General features: G+C 67.2%; 17 protein-coding genes. 12 read left to right on the top strand and 5 right to left on the bottom strand.

The window, feature by feature from the left end; translation table 11 throughout:
* Positions 1 to 39: 39 nt before the first annotated feature.
* The 3 genes from M6444_RS22825 to M6444_RS22815 all read left to right on the top strand — a co-directional run bounded on the left by M6444_RS22825 (position 40) and on the right by M6444_RS22815 (position 3061).
* Complete coding sequence (locus M6444_RS22825) at positions 40 to 822, top strand: OBAP family protein (RefSeq protein WP_363326480.1); 783 nt, start codon at positions 40 to 42, stop codon at positions 820 to 822.
* Between the two features lie 319 nt (positions 823 to 1141).
* The gene (locus M6444_RS22820; RefSeq protein ID WP_363326479.1) at positions 1142 to 1705 is read left to right on the top strand and encodes a DUF1062 domain-containing protein; all 564 of its coding nucleotides are present in this window, start codon (positions 1142 to 1144) and stop codon (positions 1703 to 1705) included.
* 129 nt (positions 1706 to 1834) lie between these two features.
* Positions 1835 to 3061, top strand: a complete 1227-nt coding sequence (locus M6444_RS22815; RefSeq protein ID WP_298332841.1) for a hypothetical protein — start codon at positions 1835 to 1837, stop codon at positions 3059 to 3061.
* 1 nt (position 3062) lies between these two features.
* Here M6444_RS22815 and M6444_RS22810 read toward each other — a convergent pair whose 3' ends face one another.
* Positions 3063 to 3761 (bottom strand): TetR/AcrR family transcriptional regulator, encoded by a 699-nt coding sequence (locus tag M6444_RS22810; protein WP_298332839.1) that lies wholly within the window; start codon positions 3759 to 3761, stop codon positions 3063 to 3065.
* A 99-nt stretch (positions 3762 to 3860) separates the two neighbouring features.
* Between M6444_RS22810 and M6444_RS22805 the strand changes: the two genes are divergently transcribed.
* On the top strand, positions 3861 to 6389 hold the full coding sequence (locus tag M6444_RS22805) for an MMPL family transporter (protein WP_298332838.1): 2529 nt from the start codon (positions 3861 to 3863) through the stop codon (positions 6387 to 6389).
* A gap of 29 nt (positions 6390 to 6418) precedes the next feature.
* On the opposite strand, the gene M6444_RS22800 is transcribed toward M6444_RS22805, so the two are convergent.
* Positions 6419 to 7612, bottom strand: coding sequence for an aminotransferase class V-fold PLP-dependent enzyme (locus tag M6444_RS22800; protein ID WP_298332837.1), 1194 nt, complete (start codon positions 7610 to 7612; stop codon positions 6419 to 6421).
* 6 nt (positions 7613 to 7618) lie between these two features.
* Positions 7619 to 8848: a M20/M25/M40 family metallo-hydrolase gene (locus M6444_RS22795; protein ID WP_298332836.1), complete on the bottom strand. Its 1230-nt coding sequence runs from the start codon at positions 8846 to 8848 to the stop codon at positions 7619 to 7621.
* Positions 8849 to 8930: 82 nt separating this feature from the next.
* Between M6444_RS22795 and M6444_RS22790 the strand changes: the two genes are divergently transcribed.
* Genes M6444_RS22790 through M6444_RS22770 form a run of 5 tightly spaced genes read left to right on the top strand, consistent with a single transcriptional unit; the run spans position 8931 to position 14143 of the window.
* Positions 8931 to 10166, top strand: coding sequence for an amidohydrolase/deacetylase family metallohydrolase (locus M6444_RS22790; protein WP_298332834.1), 1236 nt, complete (start codon positions 8931 to 8933; stop codon positions 10164 to 10166).
* Positions 10167 to 10182: 16 nt separating this feature from the next.
* Positions 10183 to 11508, top strand: a complete 1326-nt coding sequence (locus M6444_RS22785) for a sugar ABC transporter substrate-binding protein (protein WP_298332832.1) — start codon at positions 10183 to 10185, stop codon at positions 11506 to 11508.
* Positions 11509 to 11521: 13 nt separating this feature from the next.
* Positions 11522 to 12358: a Gfo/Idh/MocA family oxidoreductase gene (locus M6444_RS22780; RefSeq protein ID WP_298332830.1), complete on the top strand. Its 837-nt coding sequence runs from the start codon at positions 11522 to 11524 to the stop codon at positions 12356 to 12358.
* On the top strand, positions 12345 to 13298 hold the full coding sequence (locus M6444_RS22775; RefSeq protein WP_298332828.1) for a sugar ABC transporter permease: 954 nt from the start codon (positions 12345 to 12347) through the stop codon (positions 13296 to 13298). Before M6444_RS22780 ends, M6444_RS22775 begins: the two co-directional genes overlap by 14 nt.
* A complete protein-coding gene (locus M6444_RS22770) occupies positions 13298 to 14143 on the top strand; it encodes a carbohydrate ABC transporter permease (protein WP_298332826.1) in 846 nt (281 codons plus the stop codon). The genes M6444_RS22775 and M6444_RS22770 overlap by 1 nt, the downstream gene beginning before the upstream one ends.
* 39 nt (positions 14144 to 14182) lie before the next feature.
* Here the strand turns inward: M6444_RS22770 and M6444_RS22765 are convergent, their stop codons facing one another.
* Positions 14183 to 14959 (bottom strand): IclR family transcriptional regulator, encoded by a 777-nt coding sequence (locus M6444_RS22765; RefSeq protein ID WP_298332824.1) that lies wholly within the window; start codon positions 14957 to 14959, stop codon positions 14183 to 14185.
* Between the two features lie 99 nt (positions 14960 to 15058).
* Between M6444_RS22765 and M6444_RS22760 the strand changes: the two genes are divergently transcribed.
* The 3 genes from M6444_RS22760 to M6444_RS22750 are packed head-to-tail and all read left to right on the top strand — an operon-like array spanning position 15059 to position 17835.
* On the top strand, positions 15059 to 16039 hold the full coding sequence (locus M6444_RS22760; protein WP_298332821.1) for a BadF/BadG/BcrA/BcrD ATPase family protein: 981 nt from the start codon (positions 15059 to 15061) through the stop codon (positions 16037 to 16039).
* Entirely contained in the window at positions 16036 to 16827 is a 792-nt protein-coding gene (locus M6444_RS22755) for an SDR family oxidoreductase (protein WP_298332819.1), read from the top strand. Before M6444_RS22760 ends, M6444_RS22755 begins: the two co-directional genes overlap by 4 nt.
* Before the next feature lie 57 nt (positions 16828 to 16884).
* Positions 16885 to 17835, top strand: coding sequence for a phosphotransferase (locus M6444_RS22750; protein ID WP_298332817.1), 951 nt, complete (start codon positions 16885 to 16887; stop codon positions 17833 to 17835).
* A gap of 42 nt (positions 17836 to 17877) precedes the next feature.
* Here the strand turns inward: M6444_RS22750 and M6444_RS22745 are convergent, their stop codons facing one another.
* Positions 17878 to 18312, bottom strand: coding sequence for a hypothetical protein (locus M6444_RS22745; RefSeq protein WP_298332816.1), 435 nt, complete (start codon positions 18310 to 18312; stop codon positions 17878 to 17880).
* Positions 18313 to 18482: the final 170 nt, after the last annotated feature.

Raw genomic sequence — 18482 nt, 5'->3', positions numbered from 1 at the left:
GTCCGGTTTGTCAGTTGGGCCCACGGGTACGCCGCCCGCATGGCAACCACGCACGACACATCCTTTTCCCGTCGCTACGGTCAGGCACGCGCCGCAGCCCTCGGCGTCGCCGCCGGAGTAGCGGCGGCGATCGGCGTGTTGTCCAGCCGTAAGGTCGCGACCACCGTCAAAGTCGGCCAGGGACATGCGCTCAAGCATCGGGTCCTCGATCTGGCATCCGGCGCGATGCAGCGGAAGTACCCGCTGGAGGCCATGAACACCTACCTCAACGGCTTCCACATGTACGCCGACGAGATGGGTCGGCAAGTGGAGGCCTCGCATTTCTGCATTCATCTGCGCCACGATCTACATCAGTGCGTGATTTTCGATCGCAACGCACCGGACGCCCGCTTGATCGGTATCGAATACATCATCAGCGCGGAGCGTTTTCAGAGCCTTCCTGCCGACGAAAAGCGGCTTTGGCACAGCCACCACTACGAAGTGAAGTCCGGCATCCTCGTCGCCCCAGGCGTTCCCGCCATGGCCGAACGCTCCTACTTCACCGACCTGGTGACCACCTACGGCAAGACGTTCCACACCTGGCAATACGACCGCGACGACTTCCCGTACGGAATCCCGCAACTGATGATGGCCTTCACCGACGATGGCCAAGCGCACGAGCGCTTGATCAACGACCGAGACCTCACCCTCGGCATCTCCACGCCGGGCAAGCGGCACGAGCGGGCCGACATTCCGACGCCGGACGTGGCAGCAGACGCCAATCTGTGGGAGAGCGGTCGAACCGTACAGCTGCGCTTGGAGGAAACGGACTTCAAGCGGTAGCTCGGCGGGGCGACTCACACAGAGAGCGTGATCATGAGGCGGTACTGGCGTCGGAACGCCGCCGGTGACTCATGATCGGCTGCGACGGCCGACGATCGCGCGAAATACCGGTTGCGACCGCTCCCCGCAGCCCCGTAGCCTGCCTGCTCCCCAACGCCGTCGGAGGACACAGCGCGTGACGCCTGCTTTCTAGACCTGACACGGTCTTCTGCATTTTCAAGCCGACCTTCTCGTCGGCTGTGCCGGGCTGCCCTGTGCGCCCGGTCGAACAGCGTTTGAGGCCGCGCGGAATCGGCCTCGTGTCAGGTCTAGAGAGATCATGTCTTTACAACCGCACATTGTGCTGCCCTGGTTCATACGACGGACCAGGTTGCCCCTTCTGTCATTGCGCTGCGTGGCATGCCGGTACGGGTGGGCTACCACCGGCCGTGGCCGGTTCCGAGTCAACGCCAACGGCAAGTTGCTGGACGTGTGGCTGCTGGTCCACTGCGTGTCGTGCGAGCGCACCCGCAAACTCACCGTGCACGAGCGCGTACCGGTCAGTTCCCTGAAACCGGCCGAACTGGACGGCTACCACGCCAATGACCCGGACCTGGTGGCGTCCACGCTGGTGGATCCGTCGCTCGCTCGCCGTCACCACTTCGTCCTGGACTGGACGGGTGCTTGGCGGCTGGTCATGGGTTCGGTTTGGCGCGACGACCCGTGGCCGGTTCAGGTCGATGTCGTCTTCGACGATCCGGTCCCCGTGCGCCCGGACCGGCTCATTGCGCACGCGCTCGGGCTCAGCCGGAACGAGGTGCTGCGCCGGATCAAGTGCGACATGGAACTGCGTCGCACCACGAGCACCGGGTTCAGCTTCACCGTCCTGCCGGCTGAGACCTAGTCACCGTCAGGAAACGCTTGCGCGGATCACCTGTACCAGGTTTCACTCTCGCCATGGCCGATCTTGAGCAGCAACAGATGTACCGGGTCAAGTTCGGCTGGACGTTTCTCCTCCGAGGAGCACCATGTCGTGGCCCTGGTGGCGCGTGAAGAGCCGCCGCACGTTCGCACCCTGTTGTTCGGCGAGGGTCTGTGGGCCACGCCTGAGGAGCTGGAGGAGTGGCACGCGGCGGCAGTCACTTATCTGAGCGACGTGGCCGCCGCCGAGGCGGAATGGCGACACGTGGACCAGCGCTGGGGCCGACGGCGACGGGCGCGGCTGCGGTGGCTTCCGCTGGGCGGGGGATGGCTGGGCCGAGACAAGATCCGCCTCGCCCAGGAGCGCTTCGTACACCGCCTCCGAGCAGCGAGCGCTGCGTATGAGCCGACGTTGCAACAGGTGGAACACCGCCTGGCCGAATACGAGGCCGCTGAACGCGAGCAGAAGCGGCGCCGGCAGGAAGAGTTGGCCGCCCTGCAACAAGCGGCGTCGGCGCGATACCGGGAGTGGCGGCGGCGAGAGGATGCGTTCGCCGCTGCTGCTGATCTGCCCGGATTCGAGTTCACCGTGGACGAGGACGTCGTGCGCGTGCACTGGCGCCCCGAGCAGTCGCGCACCGCCCGCGAGCTGGCCGCCGCAGTGCTGACGGAGCCGGACCTGGCTCGTCGCAGCCTGGTGTGGGACTCAGCCGCGCGAGCGCAGGTGGAGTCGCTTGTGGGCGCGGGCCGATTCGACCCATGGTGGGAGCGGTTGCATGCCTCGGTGCGCAATGTTCTGGCCCGAGACGAGGCCACTCAGTCGGTGATCGGGGCCATCGAGCAGACGTCGACGGCGTTGGAGGCCGCCGGGCGCCCAGGTATCTCAACCATCCGGGACAAGCCCTCCAACCCCATCCAGGGCTGGATCGTGGAGGTCGACTGGTCACATCTGCCCGAAGTCGCACCGTCGGACTTCCCGCCCGATGTGCCGTCCCCGCGTATCGAGGACTGGGGCTGGTCTTTCGGGACGTACGAGCCTTCCCTGTTGCAGCGCATGTACAGCGAGATCACCCTCCAGCAGACGAGCTACCGGGCCGGGTACGACATCGTCAGAGTTCATTCCTACGACATGAGCGGATGGGGAACCCAGTATCGCTGGTTCGAACTGAGGCCGGCCGATTTCGCCGGATACCTGTTCGACGACGAGATCCGGCGCGACGAGTGCACCATCCGGCTCACCGAGCACGCCGACCCGGCCGTGTTCGTGCCATACGTGCGCGCCATAGCTGACGCGATCGCCGAAGCCCTCACCGGGCTGGTCCGCGAGTGCGGCGCGTGAATCACGCCGGCCCGGCCCGTCGCGGTGTCGCGGGACGAGACGTCCACCGCTGGGCAACATCCTCAGCCTCGGCGGAACTGAGCGGGTCCGGTAGCGGCGCGTCGATCCGGGTGGCGCGCAGGCCGTCGGTGAAGACCTTCAGGTAGCGCCGGTACGCCCGCGGGCTGGCCTGCGTCGCATGCATGGCCAACTCGGTGATCATGAAATACATCATCGTGAAGTCGTCGGCCGTGACCCCGGGGCGTACCGTCCCCTCCTGCCAGGCCCGCTGGAGAAGCTCCTCGACATGTCCCCGCACCTGATCAGCGACTTCGCCGAAGTCGCCGGACAACTGCCCCGGCCCGAGCGCGATGTCGCGGAGGCCGAGGTTCGACACGAGCAGATCGGCGATGTGGTCGATGAGCAGCATGAGGCCGTCCCAGGCCGGCTGGGTGGCCATCGCCTCGTCCGCGACCCGCAGGACCATGTCGACGTCGTCGCGCAGGGCTTCGCGCACCAGCACCGTCTTGTCGGGGAAACGCCGGTACACGGTGGCGACGCCGACCCCGGCGTGCCGCGCGATGTCGTTGAGCCCGGCGCCGAGCCCGTGCGCGGCGAAGACCTCCCGGGCGGCGCGGACGATGCGCCGGCGGTTCTCTTCGGCGTCACGGCGCAGCGGGCGCGCTCCGGTCGCCCCTACCGCGCTGGGGTCGGTCGTCATGTGACGGATCATACGGCCTATGTGGATGCAACCTATCCGGTTAGCGCGGTAGCGTTCTGAGCTGGACACCGTTCCGTTTTCGAGCGCTGGAGAGACTTCATGGCTGAGCTGCTGTACCGGCTCGGGAGATTCGCCGCACGCCGAGCCCGGACAGTCGTCGCCGTGTGGTTGATCGTCCTGGTTGCCGCCGGCGCCGCGTTCGCCGCGTTCGGCGGCACGCTGACGACGGCCGTCTCCATCCCCGGCACGCCGACGGAGCAGGTGACCGACCGCCTCGAAGCCGAGTTCCCGGACGCGGCCGGCGGCCAGGGCACGGTCATCGTCCACACGACCGGCGAAACGCCGTTCACCCCGGACCAACGCCGGGCCTTGACCGCGGTCTTCGATGAAGTGCGCTCGCTCGACGGCGTCAAGTCCGTCGTCGACCCCTTCGCGACCCAGGAGCAGTTCGCCCAGCAGCAGGCGCAGATCGACGCGGGCCGCGAACAGATCAGCGCCGGCCAGGACCAGCTGGCCGCCGGGCGCGAAGAGCTCGACCAAGCCCGCGCCCAGCTCGAATCGCGGCAGGCCCAACTGGACGCCGCAGTCGCTCAGGCCGAGCAGAGCGGCACCCTGGCTCAGGTCGAAGCCGAGTTCGAGGCTCGACAAGCCCAGCTCGACGAAGCCCGCGCCCAGCTGGAGGCCCAGGCGGCGGAACTGGACGCCCAGCGCGCCGAACTCGAAACCCGCGGCCAGCAGCTCGAACTCGGCGCCGAGCAGCTCGAACTCGCCAGCGCGATGCGGACGGTGTCCGCTGACGGTTCGGTGGCCATTGTGGGTATCCAGTTCACCGAGCCCGTGTATGAGGTGCCCACGGAGGTCAAGCAGGACGTCGAGGCGGCGTTCGAGAACCATCCGGTCGACGGCGTCGAAGTGGACTTCTCCGCCGAGATCGCCCAGACGCTGGACGACATCGCCGGAGCCGCCGAGATCATCGGTCTCGCCGTCGCCGGGGTCGTGCTCATCGTCATGCTCGGCACCCTCGTCGCGGCCGGCCTGCCCATCGTGTCCGCCTTGATCGGTGTCGGGGTGGGAGCCATGGGCGCTCTGGCGCTGTCCGGCACAGTCGAGATGATGAGCGTGACGCCGATCCTCGGGCTCATGCTCGGGCTCGCCGTCGGCATCGACTACTCGCTGTTCATCCTCAACCGGCACCGGCGCCAACTGCGCGAAGGCGCCCAGCTGCACGAATCCATCGGCCTGGCGACCGGCACCTCGGGCAACGCCGTCGTCTTCGCCGGCCTCACGGTGGTCATCGCGCTGCTCGGGCTCAACGTCACCGGCGTCGGGTTCCTCGGTCTGATGGGAACGGTCGCGGCGGCCTGTGTCACCATCGCCGTCCTGGTCGCCACGACGCTCACGCCCGCGCTGCTGAGCTTGGCCGGTCTGCGTGTCCTGCGGCGTCGTCAGCGGGATCAGGACGGCTCCGCCCACTCGGCGCCGCAGGCGCGGGCGATGTCCACCCGCAGTGCCGCGGTGGCGCTGTTGGCCGGGGTCGCGGCGCTCGTCGTCGCCATCCCGGCGCTCGACATGCGCCTCGGGCTGCCGGACGGATCCAGCGAACCTGAAGACTCCACCCAGTACCAGGCGTACTCCATCGTCGAGGAGCACTTCGGTGCCGGCCAGAACGGTCCGCTCCTGGTCATCGCCGACCTCCCCGAGGGTCTGGACGACACCGAGATCACGTCGCTGCAAGCCGGTATCGGCCGCGACATCGCGGGCCTCGACGACGTCGTCGGCGTCGCCCCGATCGGCGTCTCAGCGGAGAAGACGATCGCCGCGTTCCAGGTCATGCCCACCGACGGGCCGAGCAGCGAGTCCACCGAAGATCTCGTGCACACCCTGCGTGAGATGAGCGTGACCGACCACCCGGATGCGACGCTGTCGGTGGCCGGGGCAGCAAGCGGCAACATCGACATCTCCGAGAAGCTCGCCGACGCGCTGCCGGCCTATCTCGCCGTCGTCATCGGGCTCTCGCTGATCATCCTCGTCGTGGTCTTCCGGTCGATCTTCGTCCCGCTGATCGCCACCGCGGGGTTCATCCTCTCGGTGTTCGCGGCCTTCGGCGGCGTCACCGCCATCTACCAGTGGGGATGGCTCGGCGGCATGTTCGGCGTCCACGACCCCGGGCCGGTGCTGAGCTTCCTGCCCACCATCCTCATCGGCGTCCTGTTCGGCCTGGCCATGGACTATCAATTGTTCCTGGTGTCCGGGATGCGTGAGGCGTACGTGCACGGCATGCCTGGTCGCGTCGCCGTCGTCCAGGGACGGCGCGCCGGGGCGGCCGTCGTCACGGCGGCGGCGATCATCATGATCTCCGTCTTCGGCGGATTCGTCTTTTCTCACATGGCGATGGTCCGGCCGATCGGCTTCGGACTCGCCTTCGGCGTTCTGGTCGACGCCTTCCTCGTCCGGATGCTCGTGATCCCTGCCCTCATGCACTTCGCCGGCGACAAGGCCTGGTGGATCCCACGCTGGCTCGATCGCATCCTGCCGAACGTCGACGTGGAGGGTGCGGCCCTCGAACGCCGCCACGCGGCCGGAGCGGGTGTGCACGAGCCGGCGCGATCGGGGCACGACGCGCCGTAGCCCCGTCAGCGCCAGGCAGCGCTGCGAGGTCAAGAACCCGTCGTCCGCCAGTTCTGCACCCGCTCGACCAGGGTCGCGAAACGTGGAGCCGGGGCCTCGGCGATGTCGAACGGCTCGGCCTGAGCGCGTTCGTGCACCTGCCGGATCGCCGCGGCGATGATCTCGTCGTCACCGTCGTCGAGGAATCCGGGGTCGATCAGCAGGTAGCCCTGTGCGGCCTCGTAGTCGTAGAGCGCGACGCTGGGATCCATCGCCTCAGTAGCGTCAGCCAGCTGCCAGGCTTGGATGTTGGCGAGAGCGGGATCGACGTCGATGCGTACCGTCGTGACGGCGGTCGACTCGTGCTCGGTCGGCACCTCACGGACGGTGAGTCCGGCCAATCCGGCCAGCTGGTCGACGATGTTCGCGGCCACGGCGCGTTCGGTCTGTGCCCGTGCGCTGTCGTCGCCTGCTTCGGCAGCGCGCACCGCGGCGAGTACCCCGGCGACCCCTTCCTTGCCGGCCTTCATCGGCCGTCCCACGCCGAACTCGCTGTGCAGGTAGGCCGCGTGGACCAGGTCCGCGCGCCCGGCCACGATGCCGGCGGTGGGCCCGCGCAACCACTTGTGGGCACTGACGATCACCAGGTCGGCGCCGTCACGAAGAAACTCCGCCACCGCCGTGCTGCCCGCCGCGTCGACGATGACCGGCACGCCGTGGTCATGACAGAGCCGGGCGAAGTCGCGCAGGTTGAGCATCCCGGAGCCTCGCGCGCGTTCACCGTCGACGAAGAGCCCAGCAGCGGTGTTCGGGCCAATGGCTGCCGCGAGTTGAAAGTCGGTGCAGTCCGCGGCGGTGCCGACCTCGACCGGCGTGCCACCGCCGAGTCGAATCACCTGATCGGCGTTGCAGCCACCGACGATGATCATGTGGCCCTTCTGGATCACGACCTCGGTGCGCGGATGCGACGGCTTCGGAAGACTGGTGACTTGCGCGAGATCGTCCCCACCGACGGCTGCGGCCACGGCGATGGACATCCCCGCCGCTGCGCACCCGGTCACGAACGCGGACTCGGCTCCGAGGAGCTTGGCGACCTCGGCGCCGACATGCCCCTGAAGTTCCGGGATGTGGACCGAATCGCGCATGGCCGCGGTGACGGCGTCGATGACCGGCGCAGAAGCCCGCGCGCCTCCCAGCACGGTGGCCGGTCCCTTGGCGTTGATGACACGTCGTGGCGTGGGCATGGCTCCTCAGCGATGGTTGGTGGACGAGGTCGTGGGTTCAGCTGCGGCGCAGAAGTCCTCCAGCAGCAGGTGGTAGATCGACGCGGCCTCGTAGAGCTGGTCGACACCGACGCATTCGTTGGGCCCGTGGGCGACACTGAGCCAGCCGGGCCCGAGGCTGGCGATGACCGGAATCCCCAAGGCAGGGATGAAGTGGCTGGCCTCGGTGGTGCCAGGGTAGGCGTCCAGCGGCGGTTCGGCCCCCAGGACCTCCCGGCAGGCACGCCGCGCCGAGACCACGACCTGCTCGTCAGGGGCCACGACGGTGGCGGCGGCCCATCCGCGGCCGTCATCGAGAAACCGGATGGCAACCTCCGCCCGGCCGGCGACGGCGTCATGCACCAGCGTTCGAATCGCCGCCTCGACTTCTGCCTGATCCATCCCGGGCACCAGGCGAATCTCGCAACCGACGACGCAACGCCCCGGTGATGTGCCGAACCCGACACCGCCGGAGACGGTGACACCGGCGTTGACGGTGGGCGCGCAGTTGATCGGCCCCGGCACCGCCACCGGAGGGCTGAACTCGTGAAACGCACGAACGACGTCGGCTGCCACCACGACCGCGTTAGGACCGCGTAGCTCGGAAAGCCCGCTGTGCCCTTGGGTGGTGGTCAGCTCGATCTCCACACAGCAGATGCCCCGCGAGACCAGGGCGATCATCTCCCATGGGCGATCGGCACCGCTGGGCTCACCGATGACCAACGCGTCGCAACGCGGCTGGCCGGCAGCAGCCAGTGCCGCAGCGCCCGCGGCCGAAGCGACTTCCTCGTCAGCAGTCAGCAGGACCGAGGCCTTGCCGGGGCCGTCGCGACCGGCGAACCGGTGCAGCGCGGTCAGCATGGACGCGATGGGGCCTTTCATGTCCGATGCGCCGAGCCCGTAGGCGAGCCCGTCGTCGACCACCAGCGTGAGCGGGTCGGTGTTCCACAACGGCCCTGCGTCACCGACCGGCTTGGTGTCGAGGTGCCCACTGAGCACGAGATGCGGTCCCGGGCCGCGGTCGATGGTCAGCATCACGTTCGGGCGCCCCGGGACCGGCTCGAAGCGAGTCACCTCAGCACCCAGCGGTATGGCCACGTGTTCGACGACGAAATCGGAGATCGCCGCCTCACCGGGGCCGGGATTGTGCGAATCGATGCCGACCAGGTCAGCGGTCAACTGCAGCGGATCCGGCCCGTGGGCGGACGAGTGTTCCACGTTGACGACCTCCTCGGCAGATGCTAAACAAAGTGGAGCGAATCGCGCAACACACTGTGCGAAATATGCAACGGAGCAGGAAATGGGCCTGGATCTGCTGATTCGGCAGGGAGATGTGGTCGACGTCGGCCAGCGTTCGATCCTGCCCGGAGCCGACGTGGGGATCCGTGCCGGACGAATCGCAGAGATCGGCTCCGACGTCGATCCCCACCGCGCGGACCACGTCATCGAGGCGGCAGGAAAACTGGTCACCCCGGGCCTGATCGATCTGCACACGCATGCCTTTCCCGGCGGGGGCTACTACGGCCTGGACCCTGCCACGGTGGCCTGGCGGTCCGGCGTCACGACCTGGGTCGATGCCGGCTCCGCCGGCGCCTACACGCTGGGCGCCCTGCGGGAGCTGATGGAAGCACGACCGGTGCGCTACCGCGCGCTACTCAACATCTCCGCCATCGGCCTGGCCGGCGAGAGCTACGAGAGCCGCGTCCTGGAGAACTGCGCCGTGGAACCCGCCATCGCCTGCGCTGAGTCGAACATGGACATCCTGGTCGGCATCAAGGCACGCATCGACGCCAACACCGTCGGGCCGAACGGAATCGAACCACTTCGCCGGGCCCGGCAGGTCAGCGACGCGACCGGCCTGCCCCTCATGGTCCACATCGGCGCCGGCCCGCCGACGCTGGCCGACATCCAGCCGTTGCTGCGATCCGGGGACGTCCTCACCCACTGCGCCACCGCCGTCGCCGACGGCGTTCTCGACGCGTCCGGCGCCGCCTCGGAACTCGTCCATGACCTCTACGAGCGGGGGGTCGTCTTCGACGTCGGACACGGCGTCGGTGGCTTCTCGTTCCCCGTCATGGAGGCGATGCTGACCGCCGGGCTGCCACCGCACACCATCTCGTCGGATCTGCACGCGGTCAGCGTTCGTCGCGTGGCCTTCGACCTGCCGACCGTACTCACCAAGTTCCTGGCCCTCGGGATGGACGTCGTCGACGTCATAGCCGCGGCGACCAGCACACCGGCGACGTGGCTCTCGTCGACCGCCGGCGACCTGTCATCCCCCGGCACCTTGGACGTCGGCGCCGCGGCCGACATCGCGATCTTCGACCGTCAACCTGGACCCGTCGTGGTCTCCGACGCATACGGCCAAACGCGCACCGCGCCGGAACGGCTGGTCAACACGCACACGATCCTCGGCGGACTCGAGCTCACCGCACCGAGCGACGAGCACCGCGAATCCGCCATCCCCACGCTGGACGACCTGGCCACGCCCGGCACCTATCCCGCCCCGAACACCCCAACTCGTCAGACGACCTAACCGGAAGGAATACCCCATGACAGTCACCCGCCGGCTCACCAGAGCCAAGAAGCTGCGCGTCATCGGTGTCACGGTGCTCGCGGTGGCGTTGGCCAGTTCCTGTGGCGCCCGCCCGGATGAGGGTGGTGGCGACAGCGACAGCGACGGGGATCAGACCATCGAATTCTCGTTGACCGGGGGTACGGTCCCGGCGCAGACGCAGGTCGTCAAGGACGCCATCGCCGCATTCGAGGAAGAGAACCCCGACGCGACGGTCAAGTTGACCGAGGTCGGCTGGGACCAGGCCTACTCGCAGTACCAAACCCGACTGCAGGCCGGCGACCCGCCGGACATCGCGCTCCTGGCGCCCTCGTGGGTGTCGACCTTCATGGAGTCCGACGCCTTTGCCCCGGCCGATGACTACGTGAGCACCGACATTCTCGACAGCTTCCACGAGTCCGGCGAGGACGGCATCGTCGACGACGAAGGCACGCGCTACGGCGTGCAGTGGGACGCCTCCATCTGGGGCATGTACTACCGCAAGGACCTGTTCGAGCAGGCCGGTCTCGATCCCGAGAGCCCGCCGTCGACGTGGGAGGAGCTCACCGAAGCGGGTACGAAACTCCAAGCCGCCGGGATCGAGCCCCTGACATTCCCGTTCCAAGGCACCGACCCGGACAGCTACTTCCTCCCGATGATGTGGCAGGCCGGCGCCGAGCTGGTGTCGGAGGACGGTACCCCGACCGTCGACAGCCCGGAGATGCTGCAGGCCGCCGAATTCCTGGCTGGGCTCGTGGCTGACGGCCACGTCTCCAAGGACATCACCGGCCAGGACTGGGAAGGCACGATGAACACGTTCATCGCCGGGGACGCCGCCATCATGTTCAACGGTCCCTGGGTTGTGGACGCGCTGCGCGATTCGGCACCGGACTTGGACGGGCAATGGGCCACGGCGGCCTACCCCGAGGGGCCTGCCGGCCCGGGCACGCTCGGTTACCCGAACGCCCTGGTCATCTCCGATCTCAGTGACGACAAGGAACTCGCTGGTGAATTCATCGAGTTCCTGTTCGCCGAACGTGACGACGTGCCGAGCTACTTCTTCGAGTTCATGAAGGTCACCGGCGTCATCGGCTTCACCAAGGACTTCGCAGAGACCGACGACGAGTACGTCAGGGATCCGTTGATCCAGCCCTTCACCGAGTCGGTGCCGTTTGCTCGGAACCGGCCGATCGTGCCGTGGTACGAAGAGTTCCGGCAGCGTTCCTTCGACCCGAAGCTTCAGCAACTCGTCCTGGGCGAGCTGACTCCACCAGAGCTGGTCGAGCAGCTGGCTGCCGACGCTGAGCAGCTTGCTGCCCAGTAAGGAGATGTCGATCATGAGGATCGGCCTGGTCGCCGGGCAATCGGGACACGTTCGACCGTTTGCCCGGCTGATCCAGCAGAGCCACCGGGCGAGGGTGACTGCGGCCACCGGTGATGACCAGGTCGTCGACGCTCTGGCGGAGATGACCGGGTGCCGACGTGTCAGCTCCGCCGAGCAGCTGGCCGGTGAGGTCGATGCGGTCATGGTCGTCGACGACCGCGATGACGGCGCCTGTCACGCCGGGCATGCCGAGCCGGCGCTACGAGCCGGACTGCCCACGTTCATCGACAAGCCGCTCATGCCCGAGCTCGAATCCGCTCAGGCCCTGGTGAAACTCGCCCGAGAACACCAGGCACCACTGATGAGCACGTCATCTGCCCGGTACGCGCCAGCTCTGGACGCCTTCCGGGACAGCGACGTCACGCCGTGGCAGTCGCTGTTCGTCGGCGGGCCGGGCGAGTGGTGGTTCTACGGCGTTCACCTGGCCGAGATCGCCGTGGCGTTGCTCGGGCCAGGCTTCGAGGTCCGCAGTGCCGTGGCCGATTCGGGCAACGTCCTGGCTCGACTGCAGCACCGCGACCACGCCTCAGTCGTCCTCGAGCTCGTACCCGGAGGGGCCGAGGGCTTCGCGGTCGCAGCCCGCAGTGAGCGTGCGCTACTGACCGCGAGCCTGGTCCCCCCATTCGACACGTGGTACGCCCGGCTGATCGACGACTTCCTCACCATGGTCGACACCGGTACGGAGCCGATCGACCCGGCCGAGACGCTGGACGTGATGCGCGTCCTCGATGCCGTGGAACGTGCCACGCACGACGGCCGCGGCCCCGGGAGCGACGATGACCACGCCTGAGGTGAACACGCACCGGCCGCCGCCGGGCGATACAGCTGCGAGGGAGCCAGCACCGCCGCTACGGACCCGGCGCCGCTTCAGCGCCATCCCGTGGGCTCTGGCCCTGCCCGGGCTGGTCTTCGTCGCGGTGCTGCTGATCTATCCAGCCCTGGACGTCATCGTCTCCAGCTTCTTCACCCAGACTGGTCGAAGCATCTATCAGCGAGAATTCACCGGCTTCGACAACTTCACCAGGCTGTTGAACGACAGCGACGTCATGGCGACGTTCTGGCGCACCGTCGTCTGGGTCGTCGTGGTCACCTTCGCCTCGTACGCGATCGGGCTGGGGATCGCCCTGTTGCTCCACCGCAGATTCGCCGGCCGGGGGGTCATCCGCAGCCTCGTCCTGGTGCCGTGGGCCGTCCCGTTCATCGCGGCCGCCTTCGCCTGGGAGAACATCTACGACCACCGCTACGGCGTGTTGAACCACGCGCTCAGTTCCGTCGGCGCAGTCGACCAACCGGTGTCCTGGCTCGGATCGCCGTCCACCGCGTTTTGGTCGGTGATCGTCGTCGCCGTCTGGAAGCAGATTCCCTTCTGCGCGATCACGCTGCTGGCGGCGTTGCAGAGCATCGACAACGACCAGTACGAGGCAGCTGCCATCGACGGCGCCGGAGCCATCCGGCGATTCCGGTCCATCACGTTTCCGGCCATCGTGGGCGTGAGCACGATCGTCATCGGCTTCACCACCGTCTGGACCTACAACCAGTTCGACCTCATCTACCTGATGACTGGTGGCGGGCCGGCCAACTCCAGCCAGATCGTCTCGGTGTTCACCTATCTCAGCGCCTTCACGTTCGGCGACCCGACCTACGCGGCCGCCATCGGTACCACGGCCCTGATCGTGCTGGCTCTGCTGCTGATTCCCATCGCCCGCATCGTCACTCGAAGGAGCGCCTGATGGCACTGCGCATGCGGCAGCGACGGCGAATCGCGGCGGCGACGTCCGGCATCTTCGCCACCGTCGCGGCCCTGGTGTTGATCTTTCCCGTGGTGTGGATGGTGCTCACATCGTTCAAGCCCACCGACGAGATCTTCAGCCCGGTACCGCAGCTGATGCCGGACACACCGACCTTCGTCCACTACGTCGACCTGCTCACCGAGACCGACTTTCTGCTGTTCTTGCGCAACAGCATCGTCGTGGCCGTCTGTACAGCCGTGGCAGCGGTGTTCATCGCGATGCTGTTCGCCTATGCGCTGTCCCGGCTCCGGATGATCGGCCGGTCGAAGATCTTCGCCACGCTCTTCGTGAGCCAGATGTTCCCGAGCTTCTTGCTCCTGATTCCGATTTTCCTGATCTTCTATCGCCTGCAGCTCAACAACACCACGACCGGCTTGGTGCTCGCCCACCTGACGTTTGCCATTCCGTTTTCGACGATGCTGCTGAAAAGTTATTTCGACAAGCTGCCTTCAGACATCGAACAGGCCGCGATGGTGGACGGCTGTGGCCCATTAGGGGTGATATTCAGGATCATCCTGCCCATCGCGAAACCAGCGCTGACGGCTGTCGGGTTGTTTTCGTTCATCCTGTCGTGGCAGGAGTTCTTGTTCTCGTTGACGCTCATCCAGGATCCCAACCTACGCACCGTGCCGGTGGCACTGAACCTCATGGTCGGTGAAAACGCCGTCCTCTGGGGCCAATTGATGGCCGGTGCTGTCGTGGTGACGATTCCCGCGGTGGCGTTGTTCTTGATATTCCAGCGTTATCTGGTGGCGGGACTCACCGCCGGAAGCGTCAAGTCGTGAATGGCGCGACGCGAGAACACGAAAGGCGGTGATGGTACTTCACTCATCGGCGACCGATTCGGTCGGCAGACGACTGGCAGGAGAGTCGTATTGCCCAGAGATCTCGCGGGCGATTTCGAGCAGCGACGGCAGGTACCGTTCCACCTCACCGTCGCCCAGCATCATGGAGGCGACCGAGATGGATGCCGCAGCGATCACGGTGCCCGCGCCGTCGGTGATGGGAGCGGCCACGCAGTGAACGAAGTCTTCGTGCTCGCCCTTGGCGGTGGCGTGCCCCTTGGCCCGAATCGCGTCGAGCTCGGCCAGCAGGTCGGCGGCGTTGGTGATGGTGGCATCGGTGTAGGCGGTATACGTCAACGAGTTGGCGATTCGCCGTGACTCCGCTTTCGGCTGGGCGGCCAGGAGGAGTTTTCCGACGGCGGTACAGTACAGCGGGGCGATGTCGCCGATTCGCGAGTAAAGGCCGACCGGCTTGGTGCTGTCGACTTTGTCGATATAGACGACGGAACCGGATTCATACGCAGCCAGATGCACGGTGTGCCCGTGGCGCTGGCTCAACTTGACGAGGTAAGGGTGTGCGACTTGTCTGATGTCACGACTGGCCAGCGCAGTGGTGGACAACGCGAAAAGTCCGCTACCGAGCTGGTAATGATTGGGATCGGGGCGAAAGACGAAACGATGACGCTCCAACGTGCGCAGCAATCGCAAGGCGGTCGTACGGTGAACGTCCAGGGTCTCGGCCAGCTCATTCAGCGTGGTCTTGCCCTCGGCGATGGCAGTGAGGGCGCGCAGGGCGCGATCCAGACTCTGGCTCATCCCCGATGCGATCCTCTCGTTGAGGCGACGTTGACGTCTAGTTGAGCGCAAAGCGCAACACAATGTGCATATTTTACACGACGAGTTGGACGGCTTGATATGACGCGTCTCCTTGCTGCAGTCGATGGCGGCAATTCCAAAACTGAGCTTGTGCTTTTCGACGACACCGGCCAGGTGCTGGCGACAGCCCGTGGTGGCGGCACCAATCCGCAGAAGGTCGGCCTGGACCGGGTCGTCGGGCTCATCGGCGAGTTGCTCGGTCAGGCCCAGGTCGAGGCGGACTTGCTGGGCACCCGCGTGGACGTGCTGGCCGCTTTCCTCGCGGGCTTGGACTTTCCGGCCGAGGTGAGCGCAGCAAACGACGCCTTGACCGAAGCCAGGCTCGCCGACCAGTTCGTGGTCGACAACGACACGTTCGCGTTGCTCCATGGCGCAGCTACCCGTCCCTATGGGGTGGCCGTGGTGTGCGGGGCGGGCATCAACGCCGTGGGCATCGCCAAGTCGGGACAGCGTTCGTCCTTTCTGGCCCTGGGCCGCATCTCCGGCGATTGGGGCGGCAGCTTGTGCCTGGGGCGCGAGGCGTTGTGGTACGCCGCTCGGGCCGAGGACGGGCGCGGCGAATCGAGCGTGCTGCGCGACATCATCTGTGCGCACTTCGGTACGGCTAGCGTCGTCGACGTGATCTCTCGGGTACACGTCGGCGACATCTCCGACGTCCAACTGGCGGAGGTCGTGCCGGAGATGTTCAAGCCCGAACATGCCGACGACCATGTCATCGCCGAACTGCTGGCCCGCCAGGCGACCGAGGTGGCCACCATGGCTGAGGTGATGCTGGACTGGACCGAGCTGCGCACCACCGAGGCGGACGTGGTCCTGGGCGGCGCGCTGCTCACCGCCGGGCATCAGGCGTTGGATGGCTCGATTCACGAGCGCCTGGCCGCGACCGCGCCGCACGCACACGTGCGCAGTATCGACGTTCGTCCCGCAGCCGGCGCCGCCGTCGCGGCACTGGGCACGATCGACGCAGGTCCAGATGCCGTGCAGCGGATCAAGACCCAACTCGGCCGGGAGTCGTGGTGAGTGCGGATCCAGTGACGCAGGAACATCGAGCCGTGCTGGTGACCGGAGCAGCGCGGGGAATCGGCGCGGCCATCGCGGCAGCGTTCGCCGAACGCGGGGACACGACCTTCATGGTCGACATCGATGGCTCCGGCCTCACCCAGCACGCTGAGCTGCTTCGCGGTTCCGGCGGGGCGGTCCACACGATGACCGCGAGCGTCGCGGACACCGCCGGCGTCGCGTCAGTGACCGCATGGGTCGAAGCGCACGCCGGACGCCTGGACATTTTGGTCAACAATGCCGCGGTGCCGTTCCGAAAGGCGTTCTTCGACACCACCGATCACGAGTGGGACGAAGTCCTCGGCGTCGGGCTCAGGGGTGCCTTCCTCATGAGCCGGGGCTGCTGGCCACTGCTCAATCGGCCCGGCTCGTGCATCGTCAACATCTCGTCCGTGCACCGCAACCGCCTGCTGCCCGGGTTGGCTGCCTACGGCGCGACGAAGGGCGGAATCGACGCGCTGACGAAGGCGATGGCCCTGGACGCCGCACCGTACGGCGTCAGGGTCAACGCCGTGGCCCCTGGCTTCATCGACACCACGCCGGATTGGCCACCGCCGGGACCGACGCGTGACGAGCACTACCGCCAGATCGCTGAGCGCGTTCCCGCCGGCGCCTGCGGTGAGCCGGACGACATCGCCCAGGCGGTGCTCTGGCTCACCGGACCGCAAGCGCGTTACGTCAGCGGCACTGTCCTGGAAGTCGACGGCGCTCTGGCCGCGCAGGCGTACCCACCGCTGAAGCATGTCTAGGCACCGGCGAACGCCGATCATGAGGCGCTCATGGCGTTCCGGCGCCAGAATCACCTCATGATCACGCCCCGCAGCCCGGAACAACCACGTGCCGTCGGTGTCCACTGCCCCTATGCCGCCATCCCCACTCGGGTTCAGGCGTGGGTCGAGGCGAAGCTCGGCGACCGAGTGGTCACCGCGGACGGACAAGTCGGCGGCATGTCGCCGGGGTGCGCTACGCGGTTGCGTACCGCCGATGGCCAGGCGGCCTTCGTCAAAGCTGTCGGAGCGGAGCTGAATCCCGACACCCCAGGATTGTTCCGCCGCGAAGTCGAGGTGCTGACGTGCTTGCCTGCGGTGGACCATCGGCCACGTGTCATTGCGACCTACGACGACGGCGACTGGGTTGCGCTGCTGCTGGAGGACGTCGACGGCCGCTACCCGGATCTCGCCGACCCCGGCGATGCCGACGCCGTCTGGGCCGTCGTCGACCGTCAGTCGCGCGAGTTGACGCCGCCACCTGACGGCTTGGCGATTCGCTCCCTGCCCGACACGGCCCGCCGCTTCCTCGAACGCTGGCGCGACCTCTCCGACGGTCCCGGAGCCGGGCTGCCGCACTGGATCACGGCACATGCCGGCCCACTCGACGATCGGGTCGCTACTCTCCCGGAGCGGCTGGGCACCGGCACGCTGTGTCACTGGGACATTCGTGACGACAACCTGTTGATGCGCCCCGACGGCGCGGTCGTCGTCCTCGACTGGGGCATGACCTGCCGCGGACCGTGGTGGGCCGACTTGTTCGTGCTCGCGCTCGCGTGGGCGGACGCACCCAGCTTCGACGACCGGATCCGCACGATATCGCCGCTCCCGGACGAGGATGACATCACCGACCTGTTGCTGCTGTTCGGGATCTCGCAGGCCTGGCACGCCCAGCAGCCGGCGCCGCCTGGACTGGCCAATCTGCCGGAGTTCACCCGTCGGGAATCCGAGCGGTTGCTCGCCGGGGCCTGCCGCCGGCTTTCCCACTGATCGAGAGTTCGCTTCTCGCGCCTCGTACCAGCCGGTTACCGGTCATCGATACGCCCGACGCAGGGCCTTTTCGTACGCCCTGCGATCGAAGGTGAACGGCCCCACCGAGCCGAGGTCCCAGTCTCGATGGCCGTTGCGGAAGTCACGCCACGTCACGATGTCCTCGGTGACGGTGACGTGCGCGGTCAGCGGCCAGCACCCCGGGGAGCCGCAGACGCACCCCAACAGCACCGTGTCGCCGTCGTCGAACCATGTCTCGACCGGCTCACCCAGGTAATGCTCCGCGGGCAGCTGCGGACCGGTGGCGAGGCCGGCGTACTCGCCGGCCAGGCTGGGTTCACCGTCGGCGTCGGCATAGGGCTGCTCGACCCGACGGACGAGATCCTGCAGCCTGACGCCGTTGACGTACAGATTCACCACCGTGGCAGGCCCGGCGCCCAACTCTTCGCTCTCGAGGCGGAACTCGACGACGTCCACGACTCCTATTGTTTCCTGGATCTGCACGGCCGCATGACAGCGCCCCAGGTTCCCGTGCGGACGGGCCGGGAACCCGGGGCGCTGCCGACTCACTCAGAAAGACTCATCCGAGTGCACTGATCGTTACGATCCCGCGTGCGCAGCTCCCGCCCGCCGACGGCTCGAGGCCA

Origin of the sequence: Haloactinopolyspora sp. (assembly GCF_027324685.1) — a bacterium.
Taxonomy (GTDB): domain Bacteria; phylum Actinomycetota; class Actinomycetes; order Jiangellales; family Jiangellaceae; genus Haloactinopolyspora.
Note: the sequence above shows the minus strand (reverse complement) of the source record. Positions and strands in the feature narration are given on the sequence as shown.

Bases quoted from the DNA above. Each gene is read 5' to 3' on its own strand.
- M6444_RS22825 (WP_363326480.1), top strand. From the start codon at position 40: ATGGCAACCACGCACGACACATCCTTTTCCCGTCGCTACGGTCAGGCA.
- M6444_RS22820 (WP_363326479.1), top strand. From the start codon at position 1,142: ATGTCTTTACAACCGCACATTGTGCTGCCCTGGTTCATACGACGGACC.
- M6444_RS22810 (WP_298332839.1), bottom strand. From the start codon at position 3,761: ATGACGACCGACCCCAGCGCGGTAGGGGCGACCGGAGCGCGCCCGCTG.
- M6444_RS22805 (WP_298332838.1), top strand. From the start codon at position 3,861: ATGGCTGAGCTGCTGTACCGGCTCGGGAGATTCGCCGCACGCCGAGCC.
- M6444_RS22800 (WP_298332837.1), bottom strand. From the start codon at position 7,612: ATGCCCACGCCACGACGTGTCATCAACGCCAAGGGACCGGCCACCGTG.
- M6444_RS22790 (WP_298332834.1), top strand. From the start codon at position 8,931: ATGGGCCTGGATCTGCTGATTCGGCAGGGAGATGTGGTCGACGTCGGC.
- M6444_RS22785 (WP_298332832.1), top strand. From the start codon at position 10,183: ATGACAGTCACCCGCCGGCTCACCAGAGCCAAGAAGCTGCGCGTCATC.
- M6444_RS22780 (WP_298332830.1), top strand. From the start codon at position 11,522: ATGAGGATCGGCCTGGTCGCCGGGCAATCGGGACACGTTCGACCGTTT.
- M6444_RS22775 (WP_298332828.1), top strand. From the start codon at position 12,345: ATGACCACGCCTGAGGTGAACACGCACCGGCCGCCGCCGGGCGATACA.
- M6444_RS22770 (WP_298332826.1), top strand. From the start codon at position 13,298: ATGGCACTGCGCATGCGGCAGCGACGGCGAATCGCGGCGGCGACGTCC.
- M6444_RS22765 (WP_298332824.1), bottom strand. From the start codon at position 14,959: ATGAGCCAGAGTCTGGATCGCGCCCTGCGCGCCCTCACTGCCATCGCC.
- M6444_RS22760 (WP_298332821.1), top strand. From the start codon at position 15,059: ATGACGCGTCTCCTTGCTGCAGTCGATGGCGGCAATTCCAAAACTGAG.
- M6444_RS22750 (WP_298332817.1), top strand. From the start codon at position 16,885: ATGATCACGCCCCGCAGCCCGGAACAACCACGTGCCGTCGGTGTCCAC.